Annotated in this window: 21 protein-coding genes; 16 read left to right on the forward strand and 5 right to left on the reverse strand. The window is 31.9% G+C overall.

What is annotated here, in order from left to right; all coding sequences use genetic code 11:
* The first annotated feature begins 39 nt into the window (after positions 1-39).
* The 5 genes from IEV15_RS05705 to IEV15_RS05725 are packed head-to-tail and all read left to right on the forward strand — an operon-like array spanning position 40 to position 5,519.
* Positions 40-1,146: a DUF1972 domain-containing protein gene (locus tag IEV15_RS05705; protein ID WP_188361546.1), complete on the forward strand. Its 1,107-nt coding sequence runs from the start codon at positions 40-42 to the stop codon at positions 1,144-1,146.
* On the forward strand, positions 1,088-2,410 hold the full coding sequence (locus IEV15_RS05710) for an O-antigen ligase family protein (RefSeq protein WP_188361547.1): 1,323 nt from the start codon (positions 1,088-1,090) through the stop codon (positions 2,408-2,410). The genes IEV15_RS05705 and IEV15_RS05710 overlap by 59 nt, the downstream gene beginning before the upstream one ends.
* Before the next feature lies 1 nt (position 2,411).
* Positions 2,412-3,395: a UDP-glucuronic acid decarboxylase family protein gene (locus tag IEV15_RS05715; protein WP_188361548.1), complete on the forward strand. Its 984-nt coding sequence runs from the start codon at positions 2,412-2,414 to the stop codon at positions 3,393-3,395.
* A gap of 1 nt (position 3,396) precedes the next feature.
* Positions 3,397-4,764 (forward strand): undecaprenyl-phosphate glucose phosphotransferase, encoded by a 1,368-nt coding sequence (locus IEV15_RS05720; protein ID WP_188361549.1) that lies wholly within the window; start codon positions 3,397-3,399, stop codon positions 4,762-4,764.
* Between the two features lie 2 nt (positions 4,765-4,766).
* Entirely contained in the window at positions 4,767-5,519 is a 753-nt protein-coding gene (locus IEV15_RS05725) for a glycosyltransferase family 2 protein (RefSeq protein WP_188361550.1), read from the forward strand.
* Here the strand turns inward: IEV15_RS05725 and IEV15_RS05730 are convergent.
* The gene (locus IEV15_RS05730; protein ID WP_188361551.1) at positions 5,516-6,826 is read right to left on the reverse strand and encodes a phenylacetate--CoA ligase family protein; all 1,311 of its coding nucleotides are present in this window, start codon (positions 6,824-6,826) and stop codon (positions 5,516-5,518) included. The two genes, IEV15_RS05725 and IEV15_RS05730, sit on opposite strands and share 4 nt — an antisense overlap.
* Positions 6,827-6,961: 135 nt before the next feature.
* Here IEV15_RS05730 and purD point away from each other — a divergent pair, with 135 nt between their 5' ends.
* The gene (purD, locus tag IEV15_RS05735; RefSeq protein WP_188361552.1) at positions 6,962-8,233 is read left to right on the forward strand and encodes a phosphoribosylamine--glycine ligase; all 1,272 of its coding nucleotides are present in this window, start codon (positions 6,962-6,964) and stop codon (positions 8,231-8,233) included.
* 54 nt (positions 8,234-8,287) lie between these two features.
* On the opposite strand, the gene IEV15_RS05740 is transcribed toward purD, so the two are convergent.
* Positions 8,288-8,518 (reverse strand): DUF6341 family protein, encoded by a 231-nt coding sequence (locus IEV15_RS05740; protein WP_188361553.1) that lies wholly within the window; start codon positions 8,516-8,518, stop codon positions 8,288-8,290.
* Between the two features lie 45 nt (positions 8,519-8,563).
* Between IEV15_RS05740 and IEV15_RS05745 the strand changes: the two genes are divergently transcribed.
* Positions 8,564-9,493 carry a hypothetical protein gene (locus IEV15_RS05745; protein ID WP_188361554.1) on the forward strand — a complete coding sequence of 310 codons (930 nt, stop codon included), beginning with the start codon at positions 8,564-8,566 and terminating at the stop codon, positions 9,491-9,493.
* Here IEV15_RS05745 and upp read toward each other — a convergent pair.
* On the reverse strand, positions 9,488-10,141 hold the full coding sequence (gene upp / locus IEV15_RS05750) for a uracil phosphoribosyltransferase (RefSeq protein WP_188361555.1): 654 nt from the start codon (positions 10,139-10,141) through the stop codon (positions 9,488-9,490). The genes IEV15_RS05745 and upp overlap by 6 nt on opposite strands.
* A 69-nt stretch (positions 10,142-10,210) precedes the next feature.
* Between upp and IEV15_RS05755 the strand changes: the two genes are divergently transcribed.
* Both IEV15_RS05755 and IEV15_RS05760 read left to right on the forward strand, forming a co-directional pair.
* Positions 10,211-10,816, forward strand: a complete 606-nt coding sequence (locus IEV15_RS05755; RefSeq protein ID WP_188361556.1) for a DUF4254 domain-containing protein — start codon at positions 10,211-10,213, stop codon at positions 10,814-10,816.
* Between the two features lie 10 nt (positions 10,817-10,826).
* On the forward strand, positions 10,827-11,867 hold the full coding sequence (locus IEV15_RS05760) for a glycosyltransferase family 9 protein (RefSeq protein WP_188361557.1): 1,041 nt from the start codon (positions 10,827-10,829) through the stop codon (positions 11,865-11,867).
* A 62-nt stretch (positions 11,868-11,929) separates the two neighbouring features.
* Here the strand turns inward: IEV15_RS05760 and IEV15_RS05765 are convergent, their stop codons facing one another.
* Together IEV15_RS05765 and IEV15_RS05770 are read right to left on the reverse strand one after the other, a co-directional pair.
* Positions 11,930-12,238, reverse strand: coding sequence for a hypothetical protein (locus IEV15_RS05765; RefSeq protein WP_188361558.1), 309 nt, complete (start codon positions 12,236-12,238; stop codon positions 11,930-11,932).
* 65 nt (positions 12,239-12,303) lie between these two features.
* Positions 12,304-13,356: a ferredoxin--NADP reductase gene (locus IEV15_RS05770; RefSeq protein WP_188361559.1), complete on the reverse strand. Its 1,053-nt coding sequence runs from the start codon at positions 13,354-13,356 to the stop codon at positions 12,304-12,306.
* 108 nt (positions 13,357-13,464) lie between these two features.
* Here IEV15_RS05770 and IEV15_RS05775 point away from each other — a divergent pair, with 108 nt between their 5' ends.
* The 7 genes from IEV15_RS05775 (at position 13,465) to atpB (ending at position 20,819) form a co-directional block, all read left to right on the forward strand.
* On the forward strand, positions 13,465-14,937 hold the full coding sequence (locus IEV15_RS05775) for a DUF5687 family protein (RefSeq protein WP_188361560.1): 1,473 nt from the start codon (positions 13,465-13,467) through the stop codon (positions 14,935-14,937).
* Between the two features lie 28 nt (positions 14,938-14,965).
* Positions 14,966-15,661 (forward strand): ABC transporter ATP-binding protein, encoded by a 696-nt coding sequence (locus tag IEV15_RS05780; protein WP_188361561.1) that lies wholly within the window; start codon positions 14,966-14,968, stop codon positions 15,659-15,661.
* Positions 15,662-15,823: 162 nt separating this feature from the next.
* Positions 15,824-18,610, forward strand: coding sequence for a type IX secretion system periplasmic lipoprotein PorW/SprE (gene porW / locus IEV15_RS05785; protein WP_188361562.1), 2,787 nt, complete (start codon positions 15,824-15,826; stop codon positions 18,608-18,610).
* 2 nt (positions 18,611-18,612) lie between these two features.
* Positions 18,613-19,020 carry a bactofilin family protein gene (locus IEV15_RS05790; RefSeq protein ID WP_188361563.1) on the forward strand — a complete coding sequence of 136 codons (408 nt, stop codon included), beginning with the start codon at positions 18,613-18,615 and terminating at the stop codon, positions 19,018-19,020.
* Between the two features lie 16 nt (positions 19,021-19,036).
* Positions 19,037-19,213 (forward strand): AtpZ/AtpI family protein, encoded by a 177-nt coding sequence (locus IEV15_RS05795; RefSeq protein ID WP_308418834.1) that lies wholly within the window; start codon positions 19,037-19,039, stop codon positions 19,211-19,213.
* Between the two features lie 3 nt (positions 19,214-19,216).
* Positions 19,217-19,603 carry a hypothetical protein gene (locus IEV15_RS05800; protein ID WP_188361565.1) on the forward strand — a complete coding sequence of 129 codons (387 nt, stop codon included), beginning with the start codon at positions 19,217-19,219 and terminating at the stop codon, positions 19,601-19,603.
* A gap of 133 nt (positions 19,604-19,736) precedes the next feature.
* On the forward strand, positions 19,737-20,819 hold the full coding sequence (gene atpB / locus IEV15_RS05805; protein WP_188361566.1) for a F0F1 ATP synthase subunit A: 1,083 nt from the start codon (positions 19,737-19,739) through the stop codon (positions 20,817-20,819).
* Positions 20,820-20,827 lie beyond the last annotated feature (8 nt).

Consider the following 20,827-nt stretch of genomic DNA (forward strand, 5'->3'; position numbering starts at 1 on the left):
TTAAAATTCCTATTTTTGGCACTTTGAAAAACAAGATTAATGAAAATAGCCATACTCGGAACTCGTGGAATCCCCAATTACTATGGAGGTTTTGAACAATTTGCCGAATTTTTTTCGGTATATTTGGTAGAAAAAGGACATGAGGTATATTGCTATAACTCCCACAATCATAAATTTGAAGAAAAGAATTTTAAAGGGGTTCACATCATTCACCAACACGATCCGGAATATAAATATGGCACATTTGGTCAATTTATCTATGACTACAATTGTATTTTAGATTCCCGAAAAAGAGATTTTGACATTATACTTCAGTTGGGATACACTAGTAATTCGGTTTGGTTTTTTCTTCTTCCAAAAAAGCCAATTATTATCACCAATATGGACGGAATCGAATGGAAACGTTCCAAATACAGCCGCCCCGTGCAACAGTTTCTTCGTTTTGCTGAACGTTTAGCGGCTATTAGTAGTGATTATTTGGTTTCAGATTCATTAGGAATTCAAACCTTTTTAAAGAAAAGATATAGGAAAGACTCTACTTATATTGCTTACGGAGCTCATCCGTTTAACAACCCAAACCAAGCAATTTTAGACCAATATCAAGTTGAAAAAGAAAATTTCAATATGATAATGGCCCGTTTTGAACCCGAAAATAACTTTGAAATGGTTTTGGATGGCGTTATAAAAAGTAAGGATGAAACACCTATTTTAGTTATTGGTAATCATAATACAAAATATGGTGAAGTTTTAAAAAAAAGATATAAAGGGTATTCCAACATTCGTTTTATGGGAGCCATTTACAATTTAGAACATTTGAATAACCTTCGCTACTATTCAAAACTCTATTTTCACGGACATTCTGTTGGAGGTACAAATCCATCCTTGTTGGAAGCAATGGCATCAAAAGCCTTGGTTTTAGCCCATAACAATGATTTTAATCGAGGCATCTTAAAAGAAAACAGTTATTATTTTTCAAACTCAGAAGAGGTTAAAAATTTACTGCTAACAATCAAAAAAAGTGATAACTTGCAATTCATTCAAAACAATTTTGAAGCCATTGTAAATGATTTTAATTGGGAAAAAATAAATGGAGCATATTTACACCTTTTTGAACAATGTATGGCTGGATTTAAAAACAGAAAATAGTATTCATTTTTCGTTTATTCCTTTTGTTTTATTGTGTTGCTCGATTCCGTTACCACTTGGAATTAGCAATATTTTTTTAGGCCTTTTTGTGGCTTCTGTTTTATTAAAACCAAAACAATTCACTTTCCAAGTTGCTCTGGTCTTGCCCGTTTTGTTTTTTTCGCTTTATGCAGCCTCTATTTTATGGAGCATTGACGTTTCAAAATCAATAAAGTCACTTCCAAAGGAAATAGGCTTACTGCTCATTCCTCTTTTGTTCATGATTATGAAACCTTTTTCAAAAGAGCAGGTAAACAAAATCATGAAATACTACAGTTACATGATGGTGCTTTATGTTATTTTTTACATTATAAAAGCCATTATAAGGTATTTTATTTCAGGAAATCCGGAGGTGTTTTTTTACCATGAATTAGTCACTTTACCAGTAAATGCCATTCACGTTTCCGTTTATGTTGCTCTTGCTTTTTTTTATTTTTTCAATCGTCTTTCAAAAACTATAACAGAAATTTTTATCTGTTTTTTGCTTTTTGCTTTTTTGCTTTTATTATCAAGTAAAAACATTTTATTGGTTTCATTAGGGATTTTGATTGTAAATTATTTTTTTGTTTTTCGAAAAACAATAAATTTAAAAACAAGTATATTTTTAGTAGTTGCTGTCTTTTTTGTCATCTTTTTATTTTTCGGAAAAATTAAAGAACGATTTAATGAAGAATTTCAGTCTAATCTTATAGAAAATATTGATGCTAGGAAATTCAACAATAACATGCAAGGGGTTAATGTAATCAGTGCTAAAGAAGCTTGGGAAAACAAAAAATTCACACCTAACGATTATTTTCCTGGTATAGCTTTTAGAGTGTTGCAAATTCGTATTTTTTGTGAACTTTTAGTTGAAGAACCAATTAAATGGAAAGGATTTGGCTTAAATGCAGCACAAAAAAAAATTGATGAAAAAGTAGAAACTTACAACCTTTTCGAAGGAAATGAAGAACTAGATGGTTATTTGAATAAAAATTTTCACAACCAATATATCCAAATTTTTGCAGAAATTGGCTTTTTTGGGTTGTTGATTATTTTGACAATGCTTTTTTTTAACAGTATAAAAACTATACAGACTAAAGATTTTATGCAAATTACTTTTGCAATTCTAATGATAAGTTTATTTTTGACAGAAAGTTTTTTGAGTCGACAACGAGGTATTATGTTTTTTATATTGCTATATTGTCTTTTTAATGCAAAAAATACGAATGCCCCAGAAATTAAATAATATGAAAAAAATACTAATTACAGGTGCTGCTGGCTTTTTAGGCTCTCACTTGTGTGATCGATTTATCAAAGAAGGATATTATGTAATTGGAATGGATAATCTGATTACTGGTGATCTCAAAAACATTCAACATTTATTCAAATTGCCCAATTTTGAGTTTTATCACCATGATGTAACTAAGTTTGTTTATGTGCCAGGTCAGTTGGATTATATTTTACATTTTGCTTCACCAGCAAGTCCAATAGATTATCTTAAAATACCGATTCAAACCTTAAAAGTGGGGTCTTTGGGGACACATAATTTACTTGGATTGGCTAGAGTTAAAAAAGCAAGAATTTTAATTGCATCAACTTCTGAAGTTTATGGAGACCCCTTAGTTCATCCACAAACCGAAGAATATTATGGAAACGTAAACACCATCGGACCAAGAGGAGTTTATGACGAAGCTAAACGTTTTCAGGAATCAATCACAATGGCGTATCATACATTCCATGGATTGGAAACCAGAATCGTTCGAATTTTTAATACTTACGGGCCAAGAATGCGTTTAAATGACGGACGTGTTATTCCTGCATTTATTGGTCAAGCCTTAAGAGGTGAAGATTTAACTATATTTGGAGACGGCATGCAAACCCGTTCTTTCTGTTATGTTGACGATCAAGTAGAAGGTATTTATAGACTGCTTTTGTCAGACTATAATTTACCTGTGAATATTGGAAATCCAGACGAAATTACAATTAAAGACTTTGCTGAAGAAATTATAAAACTAACAGGAACTGCTCAAAAAGTGGTTTACCATCCGTTACCAATAAACGACCCACTACAACGTCAACCAGATATTACAAAAGCAAAAGCAATTTTAGGATGGGAACCTAAAGTATCAAGATCTGAAGGGATGAAAATTACCTACGATTATTTTAAAACCCTTTCAACTGAAGAATTATTAAAAGAAGAACACAAAGATTTTTCTGGATTTATTCATTAAAATGGCAGCAGCTCATACAGGAAGGTATTCAAAATTTATAAGACCAATAAGTGTTTTAGTGGACGTATTGGCTCTTATATTTTTATCTCTTTTTTTCTATGAAGGTTTGAATATCGACTTTGTTATATTTGAAACCTATCAGATTATTTGTTGGTTTTTAATAGCTTTCTTTGTGGGGTTTTATGAAGTCTATCGGTTTACAACTCCCGTAGAAATTCTTTCAAAAATTCTTAAACAATTTGTTGTTTTTACGCTTGTTTTAATTGCTTTTTTCCCATTTGCCAAAGAATCAATTTTCAGCGGAAGAGCGACAGCATTTTTTACTACATCCAGTTTTTTTGTAATTGTTTTCATTAAATATTTATTGTTTTACTATTTAAAAAAATATAGAATAGTAACGGGAAGTAATTTCAGAAATGCAATTATTATTGGTTATTCAGAAGAAGCAAAAAACCTAAAAAAACTGTTTGAAAACCGTAATGATTTTGGATACCGTTTCTTGGGCTTTTTTTCAGACAAAAAAGCTAATCCAGAAATTAAAGGAAAGGTTTCTGAAATCAAAAGTTTTGTAATCGAAAACAAAATCGATGAAATTTATTGTTCCCTAAATGAAATTAGTAATGAGCAATTAAAAGATTTGGTTGAGTTTGCGGATGACAACAATAAAGCAATTAAATTTATTCCCGATTCAAAACAAATTTTTTCAAAAAACTTACGAATTGATTATTACGAAATGTTTCCGGTATTGTCACTTCAACGAACAATGCTTCATCAGCCGGTTACAAAAACTTTTAAAAGGACTTTTGATATCTTGTTTTCTTTATTTGTAATTGTTTTTCTGTTATCATGGTTGGCTCCATTGCTGGCTATTTTAATTAAATTAGAGTCAAAAGGACCTGTTTTTTTCAAACAAGGCAGACCAGGTTTAGATGAAGAAGAGTTTAATTGTTATAAGTTTCGTTCCATGAAGATGAACGAAACAACAGAAAAAGAAGCCTCAAAAAATGATCCTCGTGTTACAAAAATAGGACGATTTATGAGAAAAACCAGTTTAGATGAACTGCCTCAATTTTTCAATGTACTTTTTGGAGACATGTCTGTTGTTGGGCCAAGGCCGCATCTTTGGTCTCAAAATAAAACGTATGGAAATCGTATAAAAAAATACATGGTGCGTCATTACGTGAAACCTGGAATTACAGGTTTAGCTCAAGTTAGAGGTTATCGAGGAGAGATTGAAACCGAGGAAGACATGATAAACCGAATCAAATTTGATGTTTTTTATATTGAAAATTGGTCTTTTGCGATGGATATTAAAATTATAGTGCAAACGGTTATAAATATTTTTAAAGGCGAAGAAAAAGCCTATTAGTTATGGAAAGTCTCGTTTCCATTGTCACTCCAACCTTTAATTCCGCTAAATATATTGCAGAAACCATTCAATCGGTTCAAAATCAAACCTATAAAAATTGGGAAATGATTATTGTAGATGACGGTTCCACCGATGAAACAATTTCTATTATTCAAAAAATTCAAAATGAAGAACCTCGAGTTCAGTTAGTTATTCAATCCAAGAATGTTGGTCCGGCAATTACCAGAAACAAAGGAATTGAATTAGCAAAAGGGAATTACCTAACATTTCTGGATGCTGATGATATTTGGTTTTCTGATTTCATTCAAAACAGTATTGAAACAGTTCAACAAACAAGAATTCCGTTTGTTTTTTCTTCCTATAAACGCTCAGATGAACACTTGAATTTTATTTATTCTGATTTTATTGTTCCCCAAAAAGTAACCTATACTGACATCTTGAAAACAAATTCCATCAGTTGCTTAACCGCTTTTTTGGACGTTGAGGTGTTAGGCAAGAAATTCATGCCAATTATTCATAAACGACAAGATATGGGTCTTTGGTTACAATATTTAAAAGAAATTCCTTATGCTTACGGGATTCAAGAACCTCAAGCGATTTATAGAATTCGAAAAAATTCGCTTTCCAGAAAAAAAACGGATCTGATTAAATACCAATGGCAATTTTATAGAGAAGTAGAAAAGTTAACTGTTTTTCAATCATCTTATTATATGATTCATTGGATGATCAGAGGATTTTTGAAATATCGGAGTTAAAGATTACTTTGAAATTGTTTCAGTTTTCCACTTTTACTGCGTTTTAAAACCTCTTTTCTTGTAAAAATAAATTGCAAACCATCTTCTAAATAAGTTCGAATAGCTTCTTCAATTTTATTTATTTGAGAGCTGTTTAATTCAATCTTACTTACATATTCAATTTCAAAAGTGTCTAATTTTAATTGTTTAACTATAAATTCTTTAACATTTCCATCATCTTCAATTATACTTTTTGTCACATAATAGAAAGTCAAACCGGGAGATTTTTTTCCACTTGGCAAGATGGCAACATCATTTGTTCTGCCAATTAATTTTTTCAAAATTGGTTTTTTGAAAGAGCTTTTTTCATCTAAAATTCCAATATCTCCAATATCATACCTTATAAAAGGATGGGCTTTGTTGAATAAAGACGTGATTACAATTCTACCTTCAACACCATTTGGAACTGGTTTGTTGTTAATATCAAGAATTTCTACAAAAAGAGTTTCGCTGTTAACTTGCCATTCGTTGTTTGGATTTTGAAAAGCAATAAGGTCTAATTCTGAAGCACCATATTCGTTTACAATTGGAATTCCTAGGTGTTTTTGAAGTAATTTTTTGTCTTCTTCGAATAGCATTTCTGAAGTTACCATACAAACTTTTAAGCTTGGACAATACTCTTTTAAAACGATATTTTTGTGCTGTAAAAATTTTGCAAATAATACGATAGAACTCGTGTATCCATTGATGTAATCAAATTTTTTAGTTTTGAATTTGCTAAAAACTTTTTCTAATTCAGAATCGGATAGATTAAAAATTGAAAACCGATAACGCTTACTTAAAAAATCTTTTAAACGTTCTTTTTTATTTCCAACAAAATCTAAAGGAATTCCATAAAATCTAGCTTGATAAGAATGGTTAAAGTCAATGTCATACCAACCAAAAAGGCGTTTAACATTTGCCCAAGTCAATGCGTGACAAAAATTATCTTTAGCAAAAATAAAAGGATCACCACTGGAGCCTGATGTTTTGTTGATATAAATAGTTTTCTTTGAAAAGCCTTTCGAAATTCTTTCAAGTAATGGTTTTTGAAAGTCTTTTTTGGTCATAACCGGAATTTCATCCCAGTTTTCAATAGTCTTATTCCCAATAAAAGATTGATAGGATTGATTATTTAGCAAATGGAATTCAACAATATCTTTTCTCTTTTCAAGAGTGTATTTTTCATATTCGTCTTCTGAAATTTTTAAAATTTCATTCAACAATTGCTCAGCTTTCACGAGTGGAAAGCCTTTTAATTTCAATGAAAGATCAAAGAGAGGTAGCACACAAAATGAATTTACTTTTTCAAAAGTAGTAAAACCTAAATAGAGAACTATAAAACTTTTGTTTTTTTATGCGTTTACCTTTTCATTCCATTCAAAACAACTTATTTTTGCAGCTCAAACACACAACTTTTTATCATGACAATTTTATTACTTGGATCGGGCGGTAGAGAACATGCTTTAGCTTGGAAAATCGTGCAAAGCAATTTATGTTCAAAATTATTAGTTGCACCCGGTAATGCCGGAACTTCAACAATTGCAATTAATTTAGAAATAAATCCAACCGACTTTGATGCTATAAAAAAAGTAGTGGTTGAAGAAAAAGTAGCTATGGTAGTTGTGGGACCTGAAGATCCATTGGTAAAAGGAATTTATGATTTCTTTAAACAAGATAATGTGTTGCAAAATATTCCAGTGATTGGGCCCTCAAAAGTTGGAGCTCAGTTAGAAGGGAGTAAAGAATTTGCGAAAAAGTTTTTAATTAAACATAACATTCCAACAGCAGCTTATGACAGTTTTACTGCAGAAACAGTAGAAAAAGGTTGTTCTTTTTTAGAAACTTTAAACCCTCCATTCGTTTTAAAAGCAGATGGTTTGGCTGCGGGAAAAGGGGTTTTAATTATCAATGATTTAGAAGAAGCAAAAATTGAACTTCGAAATATGTTGGTGAACCAAAAATTTGGTCAAGCCAGTTCAAAAGTAGTCATTGAAGAGTTTTTGGGCGGAATTGAACTAAGTTGTTTTGTTTTAACCGACGGTAAAAATTATAAAATTCTTCCAACAGCAAAAGATTATAAGAGAATTGGTGAAGGCGACACTGGATTGAATACCGGTGGAATGGGAGCTGTTTCTCCGGTTCCTTTTGCAGATGCCGTTTTGATGGAAAAAATTGAAAACCGAATCGTAAAACCAACAATTGATGGTTTACAAAAAGACGGAATAGAATACAAAGGCTTTGTGTTTATCGGATTAATTAACGTCAAAGGCGAACCCATGGTGATTGAATACAACGTTAGAATGGGCGATCCGGAAACAGAAGTGGTAATGCCAAGAATAAAATCAGATATAGTTGCATTGTTTCAATCAGTTGCTAATCAAACATTGAACGAAGCAACTCTTGAAATAGACCCAAGAAGTGCAACAACAATTATGATGGTTTCTGGTGGTTATCCTGAGGAGTATGAAAAAGAAAAAATAATAACAGGATTGGATACAATTGAAGGTTCAATTGCATTTCATGCTGGAACAAAAATTTTAAATGGAAATGTTGTCACCAACGGAGGAAGAGTAATAGCAATGACATCGTATGGCGAAACTTTTCAAGAAGCCATAAAAAAATCTTACCAAAACATAGCAAAACTAAATTTTGATAAGATGTATTATAGAAAAGATATCGGATTTGATCTTTAAAGAATAAAGTTAGTGTTTAGAATTCAGAAATTACAATTTCAAAATTCTGAATTCTTACTTTAAAAAAGAGTGAGCCGTAGTATCTTGGTTTTCTTCGTTGTTATTTTGATGAGCAACCAATTGTTTGCACCAGTAAACAATAGCAACAGCACAAACAATCATAAAAATCCAGTTCAAAATGTTTGCACCCCACCAATTTGAAAGTTCCAAAGAACGGAACATATCAAAAGGAGCAAAAAGTATATCGACAAATAAGTATTGAATTCCTTCAAAAAATGCTTTCATGATATAATATATTATATTTACAACGCAAAAGTATAAAATATCCTAATGATTCCAAGTCTTTTTAATAAATCTAGACCAATAAATTACATAATAATAGCAGGATTGCTTTTTTTTGGCTTTGTCTTATTCCAAATTTCAAATAGTTCTGAACCTCTAACGGTTTATTTATTTTTAGAAAAAGTTAGCGTTTTGACACTTTTAATTTTTTCTCTTTTTGTATCTAATTTTATTGCAAAACGCAACGGATTGAGCAAAGACAGTAGCTACCCGTTTTTATTTTATTTTATAGCGTTGTTGTTTTTTCCATCTGTTTTTAATTCCATCAATTTGGTTATTGCTTCATTTTTTGTGCTTTTAGCGTTGAGAAGACTTTTTTCTTTACAATCGATGCAATTGACCAAAGAAAAAATATTTGATGCTTCGCTTTGGATATTTTTGGCATCATTGTTTCACTTTTGGGCAATCCTATTTATAATTTTAGTATTTGTGTCCATTATTTTTCACGTTTCTGGGGATTATAGAAATTGGATTTTACCATTTATTGCTTTTTTTACTATTGCTGTAATTACCTTATTTTTTTCCTTGTTATTCGAAAAACCATGGTTTGAAGAAATTTTAAATACAGCAAACTATAATTTTAAACTTCAATTTTCATCAATAATTGCTCAAAACAGTGCACTCTTGATTTACGGTTTTTTTGTTGTTTTGTTTTTGTTTTCAATGCTTTTTACATTTTCAAGGAGACCCATTATTCTTCATGCCGCCTACAAAAAAGTTATATATGCCATGTTAATCGGAATTTTGATTTATCTAATTTCACCTGTAAAAGCTAATGAAAATTTAATATTCACATTTTTTCCAATGGCAATACTTGCAACCGGATTTGTTGAAATGACAAAAGATGATTTTTGGAAACAAATTATTATGGGAATTTTTATTTTAATTGGAATAACCTTGTTTGTTTTCCAACTATAATTTTACACCGTAAGCCAAATCTCCCGCATCGCCTAAACCGGGAACGATGTAATTTTTTTCGTTTAATTTCTCATCCAAAGCAGCAACCCACAAGTGACAATTGGCTGGAAGACTTTTTTCTAAATAAGCAATGCCTTCCGGAGCAGCGATGACTACCGCAATGTGAATTTCTTTCGGTTTTTGTTCTAAATGCAATTTATTCAAAACCGCCACAATCGATTGACCGGTAGCTAACATCGGATCAATTAAAATTAAAGTCTTATTTTCAAAAGAAGGTGCCGCTTGGTATTCCACTAAAATATCAAAATAATCATCATTGTTAGGATGATGACGATAAGCCGATACAAATCCGTTTTCAGCATTATCAAAAATATTCATAAAACCCGTGTGCAATGCCAAACCGGCTCTCAAAATGGAACATAGAACTACGTGATCTTCTAAAGCAGTAGTTTTTTTAATGCCAAGTGGAGTTTGCACCTCAATATCAATGTAAGGAAGGGTTTTGCTCAATTCATAAGCCATTATTTCGCCGATTCGTTCAATATTTTTTCGGAAACGCATGCTGTCTTTTTGCACGGAAACATCGCGAATTTGTGCCAAAAAATGATTTAGAATGCTATTTTGCTCCGAAATATAATGAAGATGCATAAACGTTTTAGTTTTGAATTAGTTTGATAAAGGTATAAAAAGTATATTTGTATTTTAAAATTAATGACTATGTTTTCACAATTTGCCTTCTCGGTTTTTGAACAAAGTATTGCTGATTATCACGTTTATGACAACGTGTATCAACCAGTTAACAACCCATATACGAAAGATAAAATTGAGCATTTATTGTATGCAAAAAATTGGGTTGACACGGTGCAATGGCATTTTGAAGATATTATCCGAGATCCACAAATTGATCCCGTAGCTGCATTAGACCTAAAACGAAAAATTGATGCGTCAAATCAAGTTCGCACCGATATGGTGGAATATATTGATAGCTATTTTCTTCAAAAATATAGTTCTGTTTCGGTTAAATCAGAAGCAAAAATTAATACAGAAAGTCCTGCTTGGGCAATTGATCGTCTTTCTATTTTGGCTTTAAAAATTTATCACATGAGCGAAGAAGCCAATAGAATTGAAGCTTCCGCTGAACACAGAGTCAAGTGTCAAGAAAAATTAAACATTTTATTGGAACAAAAAAGCGATATGTTTTCCTCCATTGATCAATTGTTGAAAGACATCGAAAGTGGTGATAAATTCATGAAAGTGTACAAACAAATGAAAATGTACAATGATGAGGAATTGAATCCGGTTTTGTATCAAAATAAAAAATAGTCATCAATTGATGTCTAAACCAAAACACATATTGGTAATAAGGCTTTCAGCTATGGGAGATGTCGCTATGACAGTTCCTGTGTTGAGAGCCTTAGTTTTACAGCATACAGAAGTAAAAATCACAGTCATCTCCCGACAATTCTTTAAACCATTTTTCAACGGAATTCCGAATGTCAATTTCTTTGCTGTTGATTTACAAAAACGCCACAAAGGATTTTTCGGATTACTTCGATTATTTTCAGATTTAAAAAAATTGAAGATTGATGCGGTTGCTGATTTGCATAATGTTCTTAGATCTAAAGTTGTCAGAGGCTTATTCGCTTTAAGCGGAAAAAAAGTGGCGTTCACTGATAAAGGAAGAGCAGAAAAAAGAGCATTAACCCGAGCAGAAAATAAAGTTTTTAAACCAGTAAAATCAATGGTTGAAAGACATACGGAAACATTTAAAGAACTCGGATTTTCAATTGATTTAAAAAATCCTCAATTTCCAACTAAAGCTGTTTTGTCAAATGAAATTCTGAAAATTACCGGAAACAAAAATCAAAATTGGGTCGGAATTGCACCATTTGCTCAATACCAAAGCAAAGTCTATCCTTTAGATTTAATGCAAAAAGTGATTGGTGAATTGGCTAAAAATAATTCAATCAAAATTTTCCTTTTTGGTGGCGGAAACGAAGAAATTCAGAAATTAAATCAACTTCAAAATAATCATTCGAACGTAATCGTCTTAGCCGGAAAACTAAAATTTAAAGAAGAATTGGAAGTGATTTCTAACTTAGATGTTATGCTTTCTATGGATTCAGGAAATGCACACATTGCAGCGATGTTGGGTGTAAAAGTCATCACAGTTTGGGGAGCCACTCATCCGTTTGCCGGATTTTCTCCATTCAATCAACCGTTGGAAAATTGCATTGTTTCGGATAGAGAGAAATTTCCGCTTTTACCAACATCCATTTATGGAAATAAAAAAGTGGAAGGTTATGAAGATGTGATGAGAACTATTTTACCGGAAAAAGTAGTGTTCAGTGTTCAGTCGTTGCTGGGAGTTTAGTGTTCAGTGTTCAGTTTTTAGTAATCAGTCGCAGTTTTCAGTTGCAGTTACAATCTTTTAGCTTACAAGTAAATTTTATTGTCTTTGCAAATCTCTAAAATATAGTTTTTTAAATTAGAAATCGCTTCGGCATAATTTGGAGCTTCATAACCAAATCGTTCGTGTTCTAATTGCTCTTTTTCCATCGCGTTGCAACCTTTAATTACTTCACGAATCATATCAAGCAAAATCAATTCTTTGTTGTTTGTTTTTTCAAATTTGAAATCCACTAATTCATCTTCCAAACGGTCACAATAATCCAAAAGCTCTTGTACTTCCGGTTCATCCAAAAGGTCTTGAGTTTTTTTAAATATCTCCAGTTTGTTTTTCATTTTAAATTGATTTCTATTCGCAATCAAAGTAACCGACAACCAACAACCGACAACGGATAACCGATTTAAACATCATCATAATCCACAAAAATCTCACTCGAAGTCGGATGAGCTTGACACGTTAAAATCAAACCTTCGGCAATTTCACCATCGGTTAAAATGGTATTTTTTTTCATTTCTGCAGTTCCTTTGGAAATTCGAGCGATACAACTGCTGCAAATTCCACCTTGGCATGAATAAGGAGCATCTAAACCTTGTTTTAAAGCGGCTTCCAACAATGATTGCTTTTGCGACATTTCAAAAGAAGTTTCATCACCATCAACTAAAACAGTAATTTTTGTGTGACCTTCTAACGATTTTTTAATTTCATTTTCTGAGGATGAAGCAGAGAATAATTCGAATTTTATATCTTTTTCTTTGACGTTGTTTTCTTTCAAAACATCACTCACGCGATTAATCATTTCTTCCGGTCCACAAAGGTAAAACTTGTCAAATTCTTTTTCTTTATGCTTGTTTTTCAAGACAAAATTCACGGTTGATTTTTCAATTCTTCCAAACAATTGATCATCGGCTTTTTGTTGACTAAAAACATAATGGACAAAAAATCGTCCGACATATTTTAATTGTAAATCGTGTAATTGGTTATAGAAAATCGTTTCATTACTCGATTTATTTCCATAAACCAATACAAAAGTACTATCAGGCTCTTTCTCTAAAACGGTTTGCAAAATCGACATTACCGGAGTGATTCCGCTTCCGGCAACAAAAGCAGCATAATTTTTTAATCGTGCAGCATCGGGTTCAAACGTAAATTTTCCTTCGGGAGTTCCAACTTCTAATACTTTTCCAACCGTCAATTGCTCGTTGGCAAACTTAGAAAAGTAACCATTTTTGATTGATTTGATGGCAATTCTCAATTCCCCACTTTCAGGTGTAGAACAAATGGAATAAGCACGACGAATTTCGTTTCCGTCTAAAGTAAGTTTTAAGTTAATATATTGTCCGGCTGTAAAACGGTAATTGGCTTGAAGTTCGGTCGGAACTTGAAATAGAACAGAAACGGCTTCTGGGGTTTCACGAGTGATTTCTTTGACCGCTAATTTATAGAAAGTTGACATATTCTTTTTTTGCAAAGTTACGAATCTGAAAAATAATTTTTAGGGTTAGTACGTAACAAAAAATGTTTTTTTACTACTAATTACACAATTTACCAAACCAACCAACTTATGATAAAACGTTTTCTCTCACTCGAATGGAAGTCTTTTTTTAGAGCCGCTTCGTTTCAAACCAATTTGGCCATAAAAATTTTAATGATTTTTGGAGCGTTATATTTTATTGTTGCTTTTTCATTATTGGGAGCCGGATCTTATTATATCATTGAAAAAGAAACCAATTCAGAACCTTTTCAAATAATAAATAAATTCATACTTTATTATTTTGTTTTCGATTTGGTCTTTCGTTTTTTCCTCCAAAAAACACCGGTTATGAATATTCGACCGTTGTTATATATCAACATCAAAAAAGATACGATTGTCAATTTTACGTTAGGAAAATCGGCGTTATCTTTTTTCAACATCATGCATTTGTTCTTTTTTATTCCGCTTTCCGTGGTTTTATTATATAAAGGATTTGATGTGTTTGGCGTCATAACTTGGCTTGTTGGTATGATTGCAATGGTATTAATTATCAATTTTTTAAACATTTTAATCGATAAAAAAGATGCAGTTTTTTATACAGTTGCTGTCATTTTTATTGCTTTAGGGGCTTTGCAATATTTTGGTTTGTTTGATGCAACCAATTATACTGTTTTGTTTTTCAAAGGATTGTATGATTATGCTTGGATGGTAATTATACCTATAGCGGTTTTAATTTTGATTTATAAAATTGTACACAGTTTTTTCAAAAGCAACTTATACCTCGATGCCGGATTATCAACCACACACGAAATTGCTAAAACGCAAAATTTCGAATGGTTAGATCAATTTGGAACATTAGGAACATTTCTTAAAAATGACATTCGTTTAATTACACGAAATAAAAGAGCAAAATCAGTCATCATTATGAGTGTTTTGTTTCTTTTCTACGGACTTTTGTTTGGTTCAGGAGCAATTGAAGTGTATGATGGTCCGGTCTGGCAAGTATTTGGCGGGATTTTTGTCACCGGTGGATTCATGTTCAGTTTCGGACAATTTGTCCCAAGTTGGGATAGTTCGTATTATAATTTGATGATGAGTCAAAACATTCAATACCGCGAATATTTGAGTTCAAAATGGTGGTTGATGGTTATTGTAACCTTAATTGCAGCCGTTTGTGCCAGTTTTTACCTTTACTTTGGATGGCAATCTTACTTGCTGATTTTGGTGACTGCGGTTTACAACATCGGAATTAATGCCTACATCGTTTTGTTGGCTGGAGCTTATACGAAAACACCAATCGATTTAATGAGTAATAAAAATGCGTTTGGCGACAAAAAAGCATTCAATTTTAAAACGTTATTGTTAGTTATTCCGCAAATTCTTGTCCCGTTGGGATTATATTATTTAGGAATTTTGTTGTTTGATGAAGTTGTCGGACTTGGATTTATCGCCTTAGCCGGAGTTTTAGGATTTGCCTTTAAATCAAAAGTGTTTAATTGGATTGAAAACATCTACAAAACACAGAAATACGAAACTATTGCAGCATACAAACAAAAAAACTAATCAACTAATCATCCATAACCATATAATTATGATACAAGTAAAAAATCTTACCAAAACATACAACGGAACAACCGTTTTAAACATAACTAATTTAGACATTCCAAAAGGTCAAAGTTTTGGATTAGTGGGAAATAACGGAGCAGGAAAAACCACTTTTTTCAGTTTGTTATTAGATTTAATTCAGCCTTCAACAGGTATGATTACAAGTAATTCGATTCAAATCAACATTAGCGAAAAATGGAAACCGTTTACTTCTGCATTTATCGATGAAAGTTTCTTAATTGGCTATTTAACACCCGAAGAATACTTCTATTTTATTGGCGAACTTCGCGGATGGAACAAAGCCGATGTAGATAGTCTTTTAGTAAAATATGAAGATTTTTTCAACGGAGAAATCTTGAAAAACAAAAAATATTTACGTGATTTATCAAAAGGAAATTCCAAAAAAGTGGGTATTGTTGCCGCTTTAATCGGAGAACCGGAAGTGATTATTTTAGACGAACCGTTTGCCAATTTAGATCCAACCACACAAATTCGTTTGAAAAAAATTATCAAAGAATTGGCAGAAGATCCATCTGTTACAATTTTAGTTTCCAGTCACGATTTGCAACACACGGTAGAAGTTTCAAATCGAATTGTCGCTTTACAAAAAGGCGAAGTAGTTCTGGATTTAGTTCCGTCTTCAGAAACTTTAAAAGAATTAGAAGCGTTTTTTGCTGCTTAATCCATCAAAATAACACATCATTTCAAGTTAATTTTTTCGTCAAATGATGTTTATAAACAAAAAAGCCGCAATATTTTTCTCTATTTCAAAAAGAAACGTATTTTTACCCTTGCTACATACTAAAACACGAAGTTTTTAGTTATGCAATAAACCGTTTTTACTTTGAAAACCAATACTATAAAATACACTTTTTCTGCAATCTTATTTGTTTTTTTGGTAGCTTGTTCTACCAAAAAAGACAAGTTTTTAAACAGAAATTTTCAAGCACTAAACACCAAAAATAATGTATTATATAATGGTGATATTGCTCTTCAAACCGGAATAAAGGATTTGAAATCAGGATATAATGATAATTTTTGGGAAACCTTGCCAATTGAACGAATGCAAGTTTCCGAAGAAGATATGATGCCAGGTGATTCAAGAGATCCAAATTTTGAAAAATCTGAAGACAAAGCAATTAAGGCTATTCAAAAACGCTCCATGCTAATTGGTGGTCGAGAAAGAAATCCGCAAATAGACGAAGCACATTTACTTTTAGGTAAGTCACGGTATTACGACCAGCGTTTTATTCCAGCATTAGAAGCTTTCAACTATATTTTATATAAATACCCAAATAGCGATAAAATTTATGAGGCTAAAATTTGGAGAGAAAAAACCAATATTCGCCTTGAAAATGATGCTTTGGCCATAAACAATCTCAATAAACTATTGAATGAAATTGAGTTCAAAGATCAAATTTTTGCAGATGCTCATGCTAGTTTGGCTCAAGCTTATTTAAATACAGATGACAATTCAAAAGCTATAAAAAGTTTAAAGTTAGCAACAGAATTTACAAAACACACTGAAGAGAGAGCAAGATATCAGTTTATTTTAGGTCAATTGTATGATACTCAAAAATTAAAAGACAGTTCTTTTGCAATGTATCAGAATGTTATTGACATGAAAAGAAAATCGCCTAGACGATATGTCATTCAAGCTCATATTAATCAAGCAAAACAATTTGATTATAAAAACGGAGATACTTTAGCCTACCTTGAAAAATTTAAAAAATTAATTGAAGACCGTGAAAATAGACCTTTTTTAGACGCACTTCATCATCAAAAAGCATTGTTTTATGATGCTTTAGATAAAAAAAATGACGCAGTTTCCAATTATAATTTATCATTAAAAAACCGAACACAAGACAATTATTTGACAGCTTCAAATTACAGAAATATTGCAGAAATTTATTTCTACAAAGCAAAGTACCAAGAATCAGGAAAGTATTATGACAGCACTTTAGTTATGCTTCAACCAAGAACAAGAGAATTTAATGCAATTAAAAAGAAACGCGAAAATCTTGACGATGTAATTAAATATGAAGGAATTGCTCAAAAAAACGACAGTATTCTGAATATTTTAGCTTTGTCTGAAAGTGATAGAATTTCTTTCTATGAAGAGTATATAGCCAAAATTAAAAAGGAAGATGAACTAAAAGCAAAAAAGGAAAAAGAAGAAGCTAAGTTGCAAGAGCGATTAGCTGTTCAAGATGAGGTTATTGCACAAGGTTCATCGCAATCAATTGGTGCAAAAATGCAACCACCCGGCGGTACATCCTCTCAATTTTATTTCTATAATCCTGCAAGTGTTGCTCAAGGTAAACTTGAATTTGTCAAGCGTTGGGGAAAACGCAATCAAAATGGTTATTGGCGTTCTTCAACAGCTCAATCAAAAAACACACCGATTGTAGCTGAAGATTTTGATAAAGAAACAAATGATTTAGCGGTTTCAGATTCGAAAGATGAAAAGGAAAACCCCAGATATTTAGCTTCATTTTATATCAATCAGTTGCCAAAAACCATTAAAGAAAGAGACAGTTTGGCTACTGAACGCAATTTTGCCTACTATCAATTAGGAATCATTTACAAAGAAAAGTTTAAAGAATATGAGTTAGCGGCTAATCGTTTGGAAATGGTTTTAAAAAGCAAGCCAGATGAACGTTTGGTACTTCCTTCGATGTACAATTTGTATAAAATCTATGAAATTATAGACAAAAACAAAGCGGCACAAATGAAGGATAAAATTATCAATCAGTTTCCCGATTCGCGATATGCTCAAATTTTGACCAATTCAACTATTGGTTCACAAACCTTGGCAGATGACCCTGATGTGGCCTATGCTCAATTGTTTAAAATTTATGAAAATGGCGATTATAGAGCGGTCTATTTTAAAATGGACGAAGCAATTGAAAAATTTACCGGAGAGGAAATTATACCTAAGTTAGAATTATTAAAAGCAACAACCAACGGAAAATTAAAAGGGCTGAACGAATACAAAAACGGATTGAATTATGTGGCTTTAAATTATCCAAACAAGCAAGAAGGTAAAGAGTCTGAAGAATTTTTACGATTGAAAATGCCTCAATTAGAAAATTTAGATTTCAATCAAGATGCTCCTTCAAGTTGGAAAATAATTTTTGAAGCTGACGATTTAGAAAGTAAGAAAACAAAAACATTACCAGAAACTGTCGCAAAGTTTATCAAAGACCGAGGCGAAACAAAATTGACTTCTTCTGTTGATATTTACACTTTAGAACAAAATTTTTTAGTGATTCATGGCATTAGAAATGAAGAAGCAGCTGTTTCAATTGTTTCAATTTTAAAAGAATTTAAAGATTATAAAGTAACCGAACCAGCTATTATTATTTCAAACGAAAATTACAAAGTGGTTCAAATTAAAAAAAGCCTAAAAGATTATTTAAACCCAAATTATATACCGTTAGAAAAGAAAGTATTTGCACAACCATTGCCAAAACAAGATGTTCCAAAACCTCCAGTTCCGGCTACAATTAAACCCATTCAAAAACAAAACGCAAATCCTGGAAAACAACCGGCAGGTAAAGAAGTCCCGAGAGATGTTTTAAAATCTAGTGAATTATTACCACCTACAGGTGGAACAAAAAAAGGGTAATTATGTTTAAAAAAGAAACTAAATCTTATACGGATTTGTTAGGAAAAACTAACAGAATTGTAGAAGGAACAAAAATTAAAGGGGATATTCATTCCTTGGCAGATTTTAGATTTGATGGAGAATTAATTGGAAATTTTCACTCAAATGGCAAATTGGTTTTAGGGCCATCCGGCTATATTAAAGGAGAAATTAGCTGCAAAAATGCAGATATTGAAGGGAAAGTTGAAGGAAAACTAGAAATAGCCGAGGTGCTTAGTTTAAAATCAAAAGCAGTAATACGTGGCGAAGTAATTTGTGGAAAATTAGCCGTTGAACCCGGAGCAGAATTTAGTGCAACATGTATTATGAAGCCAAACGTAAAATTACTTCAACATCATAATGAATCAGGAACCGAAGAAAAAACCGCTTAATAAATGGTTGGTTCTAATGAACATTCCGTTTCAAATGGGTGTTATTATTTTTGCCGGAGTTTATTTTGGTAATTGGCTCGACGAAAAAAAACAAAACGAAAATTCACTTTATACCATTATTTTTTCATTGTTAGCTGTTTTTATAGCTTTATACAATGTTATTCAACAAGTGAAAAATCTTAATAAAGAATAATGTATGAAAGAAAAATTACTGCCTTTTATTAAACAATTTATCCCTTTTTCAATTCTTTTATTTGTTTCTCAATTACTGATTACTCGTTTTTTGTTTGCCGAAACACCTTTTTATTATTCGGTTTACAGCGTTTATGCTTTTCATTTTATACTAACTTTTTTGTTGTATTTATTTCTGGTTTTTGTCAATGTGACTTTTTTTGATAAAACCGGTTATACTTTTCTAGCCACCGGAATTCTGAAGATGATGGCATCGGTAGTGTTTCTTCTGCCATTAATTCAATCTGATTTTGAAGAAAAAATTCCTGATGTTGGAGCTTTTTTTATTCCCTTTTTTCTTTTTTTATTGTTTGAAACTATTCATTCGGTCAGACTATTAAACCAAGAATGATTGAGTAATCCGTAAAAAAAGACCTTACTTTAAACCTTTATTTAAAAATTGTGTTGATATATTTTCATTTATTAATTAAATATGTACCTTTGCACGAAATTTTAACGACATTAAATTCTGCTAAATTTTAAAAATGAGAATAACAAAAAGTACCATTCAGTTCATTGCGGTTTTATTAGTATCACTGTTGCCGATTTCCGGTTTTGCAGGAGGATCACATTCAGAAGATAAAGAGTTTAATGCCACAGACTTAATCAATTCGCACATTGGTGATTCGCATGAATTTCACATTGCCGATTGGGATGGTCATCCAATCACATTTTATTTGCCGGTTATTTTATGGACAGAAAACGGATTGAAAGTATTTTCATCCTCAAAATTTCACCATGATAATGAAGCAAAGGAAGTAGTTGAAATTGATGGAGAAAAATTCGTTCGTTACAAAGAAGTAATTTATTATGCCGATAAATTTGCTGAAATTACTGATGAGTCAGACAAAAGCGGATTAAATTTTGCTGCAAGACCGTTGAACTTTTCGATTACCAAATTGGTTTTCTCGATGTTGATGTCGGTTATCATTTTATTATTATTATTCACAGCAGTTGCTCGTTCTTATAATAAGAATAAAATGGCTCCAAAAGGATTAGCAGGTTTCTTAGAACCATTGGTGTTATTCGTAAGAGACGATATTGCGATTCCAAACATCGGACACAAAAATTATGCGAAGTATATGCCGTATTTGTTAACCATCTTTTTCTTTATTTGGATTAACAATTTAATCGGATTAATTCCTTTCTTCCCGTTTAGTTCTAACTTAACCGGAAATATTTATTTCACTTTCGTTTTAGCATTCATTACCTTTTTAATCACTACATTTAGTGCTAATAAAAACTATTGGGGACATATTTTTGCTCCACCGGTTCCAAAAGCATTATACCCGATTATGTGGCCGGTAGAAATTATCGGAATGTTTACTAAACCTTTTGCATTGATGATTCGTCTTTTTGCTAACATTACAGCGGGACACATTATTATATTGAGTTTAATTTCATTAATCTATATTTTCAAAACGGCATGGATTTCTCCTGTATCGGGAGCATTCGTATTGTTCATGAGTGTATTGGAAATGTTGGTTGCGGCTCTTCAAGCGTATGTATTTACCTTGTTGTCTGCCTTGTTTATCGGTCAAGCTGTTGAAGAGCACGACCACCACTAAAATTGAGT

Source organism: Flavobacterium orientale (assembly GCF_014638005.1).
GTDB lineage: Bacteria > Bacteroidota > Bacteroidia > Flavobacteriales > Flavobacteriaceae > Flavobacterium > Flavobacterium orientale.

Bases quoted from the DNA above. Each gene is read 5' to 3' on its own strand.
- IEV15_RS05705 (WP_188361546.1), top strand. From the start codon at position 40: ATGAAAATAGCCATACTCGGAACTCGTGGAATCCCCAATTACTATGGA.
- IEV15_RS05710 (WP_188361547.1), top strand. From the start codon at position 1,088: ATGGAGCATATTTACACCTTTTTGAACAATGTATGGCTGGATTTAAAA.
- IEV15_RS05715 (WP_188361548.1), top strand. From the start codon at position 2,412: ATGAAAAAAATACTAATTACAGGTGCTGCTGGCTTTTTAGGCTCTCAC.
- IEV15_RS05720 (WP_188361549.1), top strand. From the start codon at position 3,397: ATGGCAGCAGCTCATACAGGAAGGTATTCAAAATTTATAAGACCAATA.
- IEV15_RS05725 (WP_188361550.1), top strand. From the start codon at position 4,767: ATGGAAAGTCTCGTTTCCATTGTCACTCCAACCTTTAATTCCGCTAAA.
- purD (WP_188361552.1), top strand. From the start codon at position 6,962: ATGACAATTTTATTACTTGGATCGGGCGGTAGAGAACATGCTTTAGCT.
- IEV15_RS05740 (WP_188361553.1), bottom strand. From the start codon at position 8,518: ATGAAAGCATTTTTTGAAGGAATTCAATACTTATTTGTCGATATACTT.
- IEV15_RS05745 (WP_188361554.1), top strand. From the start codon at position 8,564: ATGATTCCAAGTCTTTTTAATAAATCTAGACCAATAAATTACATAATA.
- upp (WP_188361555.1), bottom strand. From the start codon at position 10,141: ATGCATCTTCATTATATTTCGGAGCAAAATAGCATTCTAAATCATTTT.
- IEV15_RS05755 (WP_188361556.1), top strand. From the start codon at position 10,211: ATGTTTTCACAATTTGCCTTCTCGGTTTTTGAACAAAGTATTGCTGAT.
- IEV15_RS05760 (WP_188361557.1), top strand. From the start codon at position 10,827: ATGTCTAAACCAAAACACATATTGGTAATAAGGCTTTCAGCTATGGGA.
- IEV15_RS05765 (WP_188361558.1), bottom strand. From the start codon at position 12,238: ATGAAAAACAAACTGGAGATATTTAAAAAAACTCAAGACCTTTTGGAT.
- IEV15_RS05770 (WP_188361559.1), bottom strand. From the start codon at position 13,356: ATGTCAACTTTCTATAAATTAGCGGTCAAAGAAATCACTCGTGAAACC.
- IEV15_RS05775 (WP_188361560.1), top strand. From the start codon at position 13,465: ATGATAAAACGTTTTCTCTCACTCGAATGGAAGTCTTTTTTTAGAGCC.
- IEV15_RS05780 (WP_188361561.1), top strand. From the start codon at position 14,966: ATGATACAAGTAAAAAATCTTACCAAAACATACAACGGAACAACCGTT.
- IEV15_RS05790 (WP_188361563.1), top strand. From the start codon at position 18,613: ATGTTTAAAAAAGAAACTAAATCTTATACGGATTTGTTAGGAAAAACT.
- IEV15_RS05795 (WP_308418834.1), top strand. From the start codon at position 19,037: ATGAACATTCCGTTTCAAATGGGTGTTATTATTTTTGCCGGAGTTTAT.
- IEV15_RS05800 (WP_188361565.1), top strand. From the start codon at position 19,217: ATGAAAGAAAAATTACTGCCTTTTATTAAACAATTTATCCCTTTTTCA.
- atpB (WP_188361566.1), top strand. From the start codon at position 19,737: ATGAGAATAACAAAAAGTACCATTCAGTTCATTGCGGTTTTATTAGTA.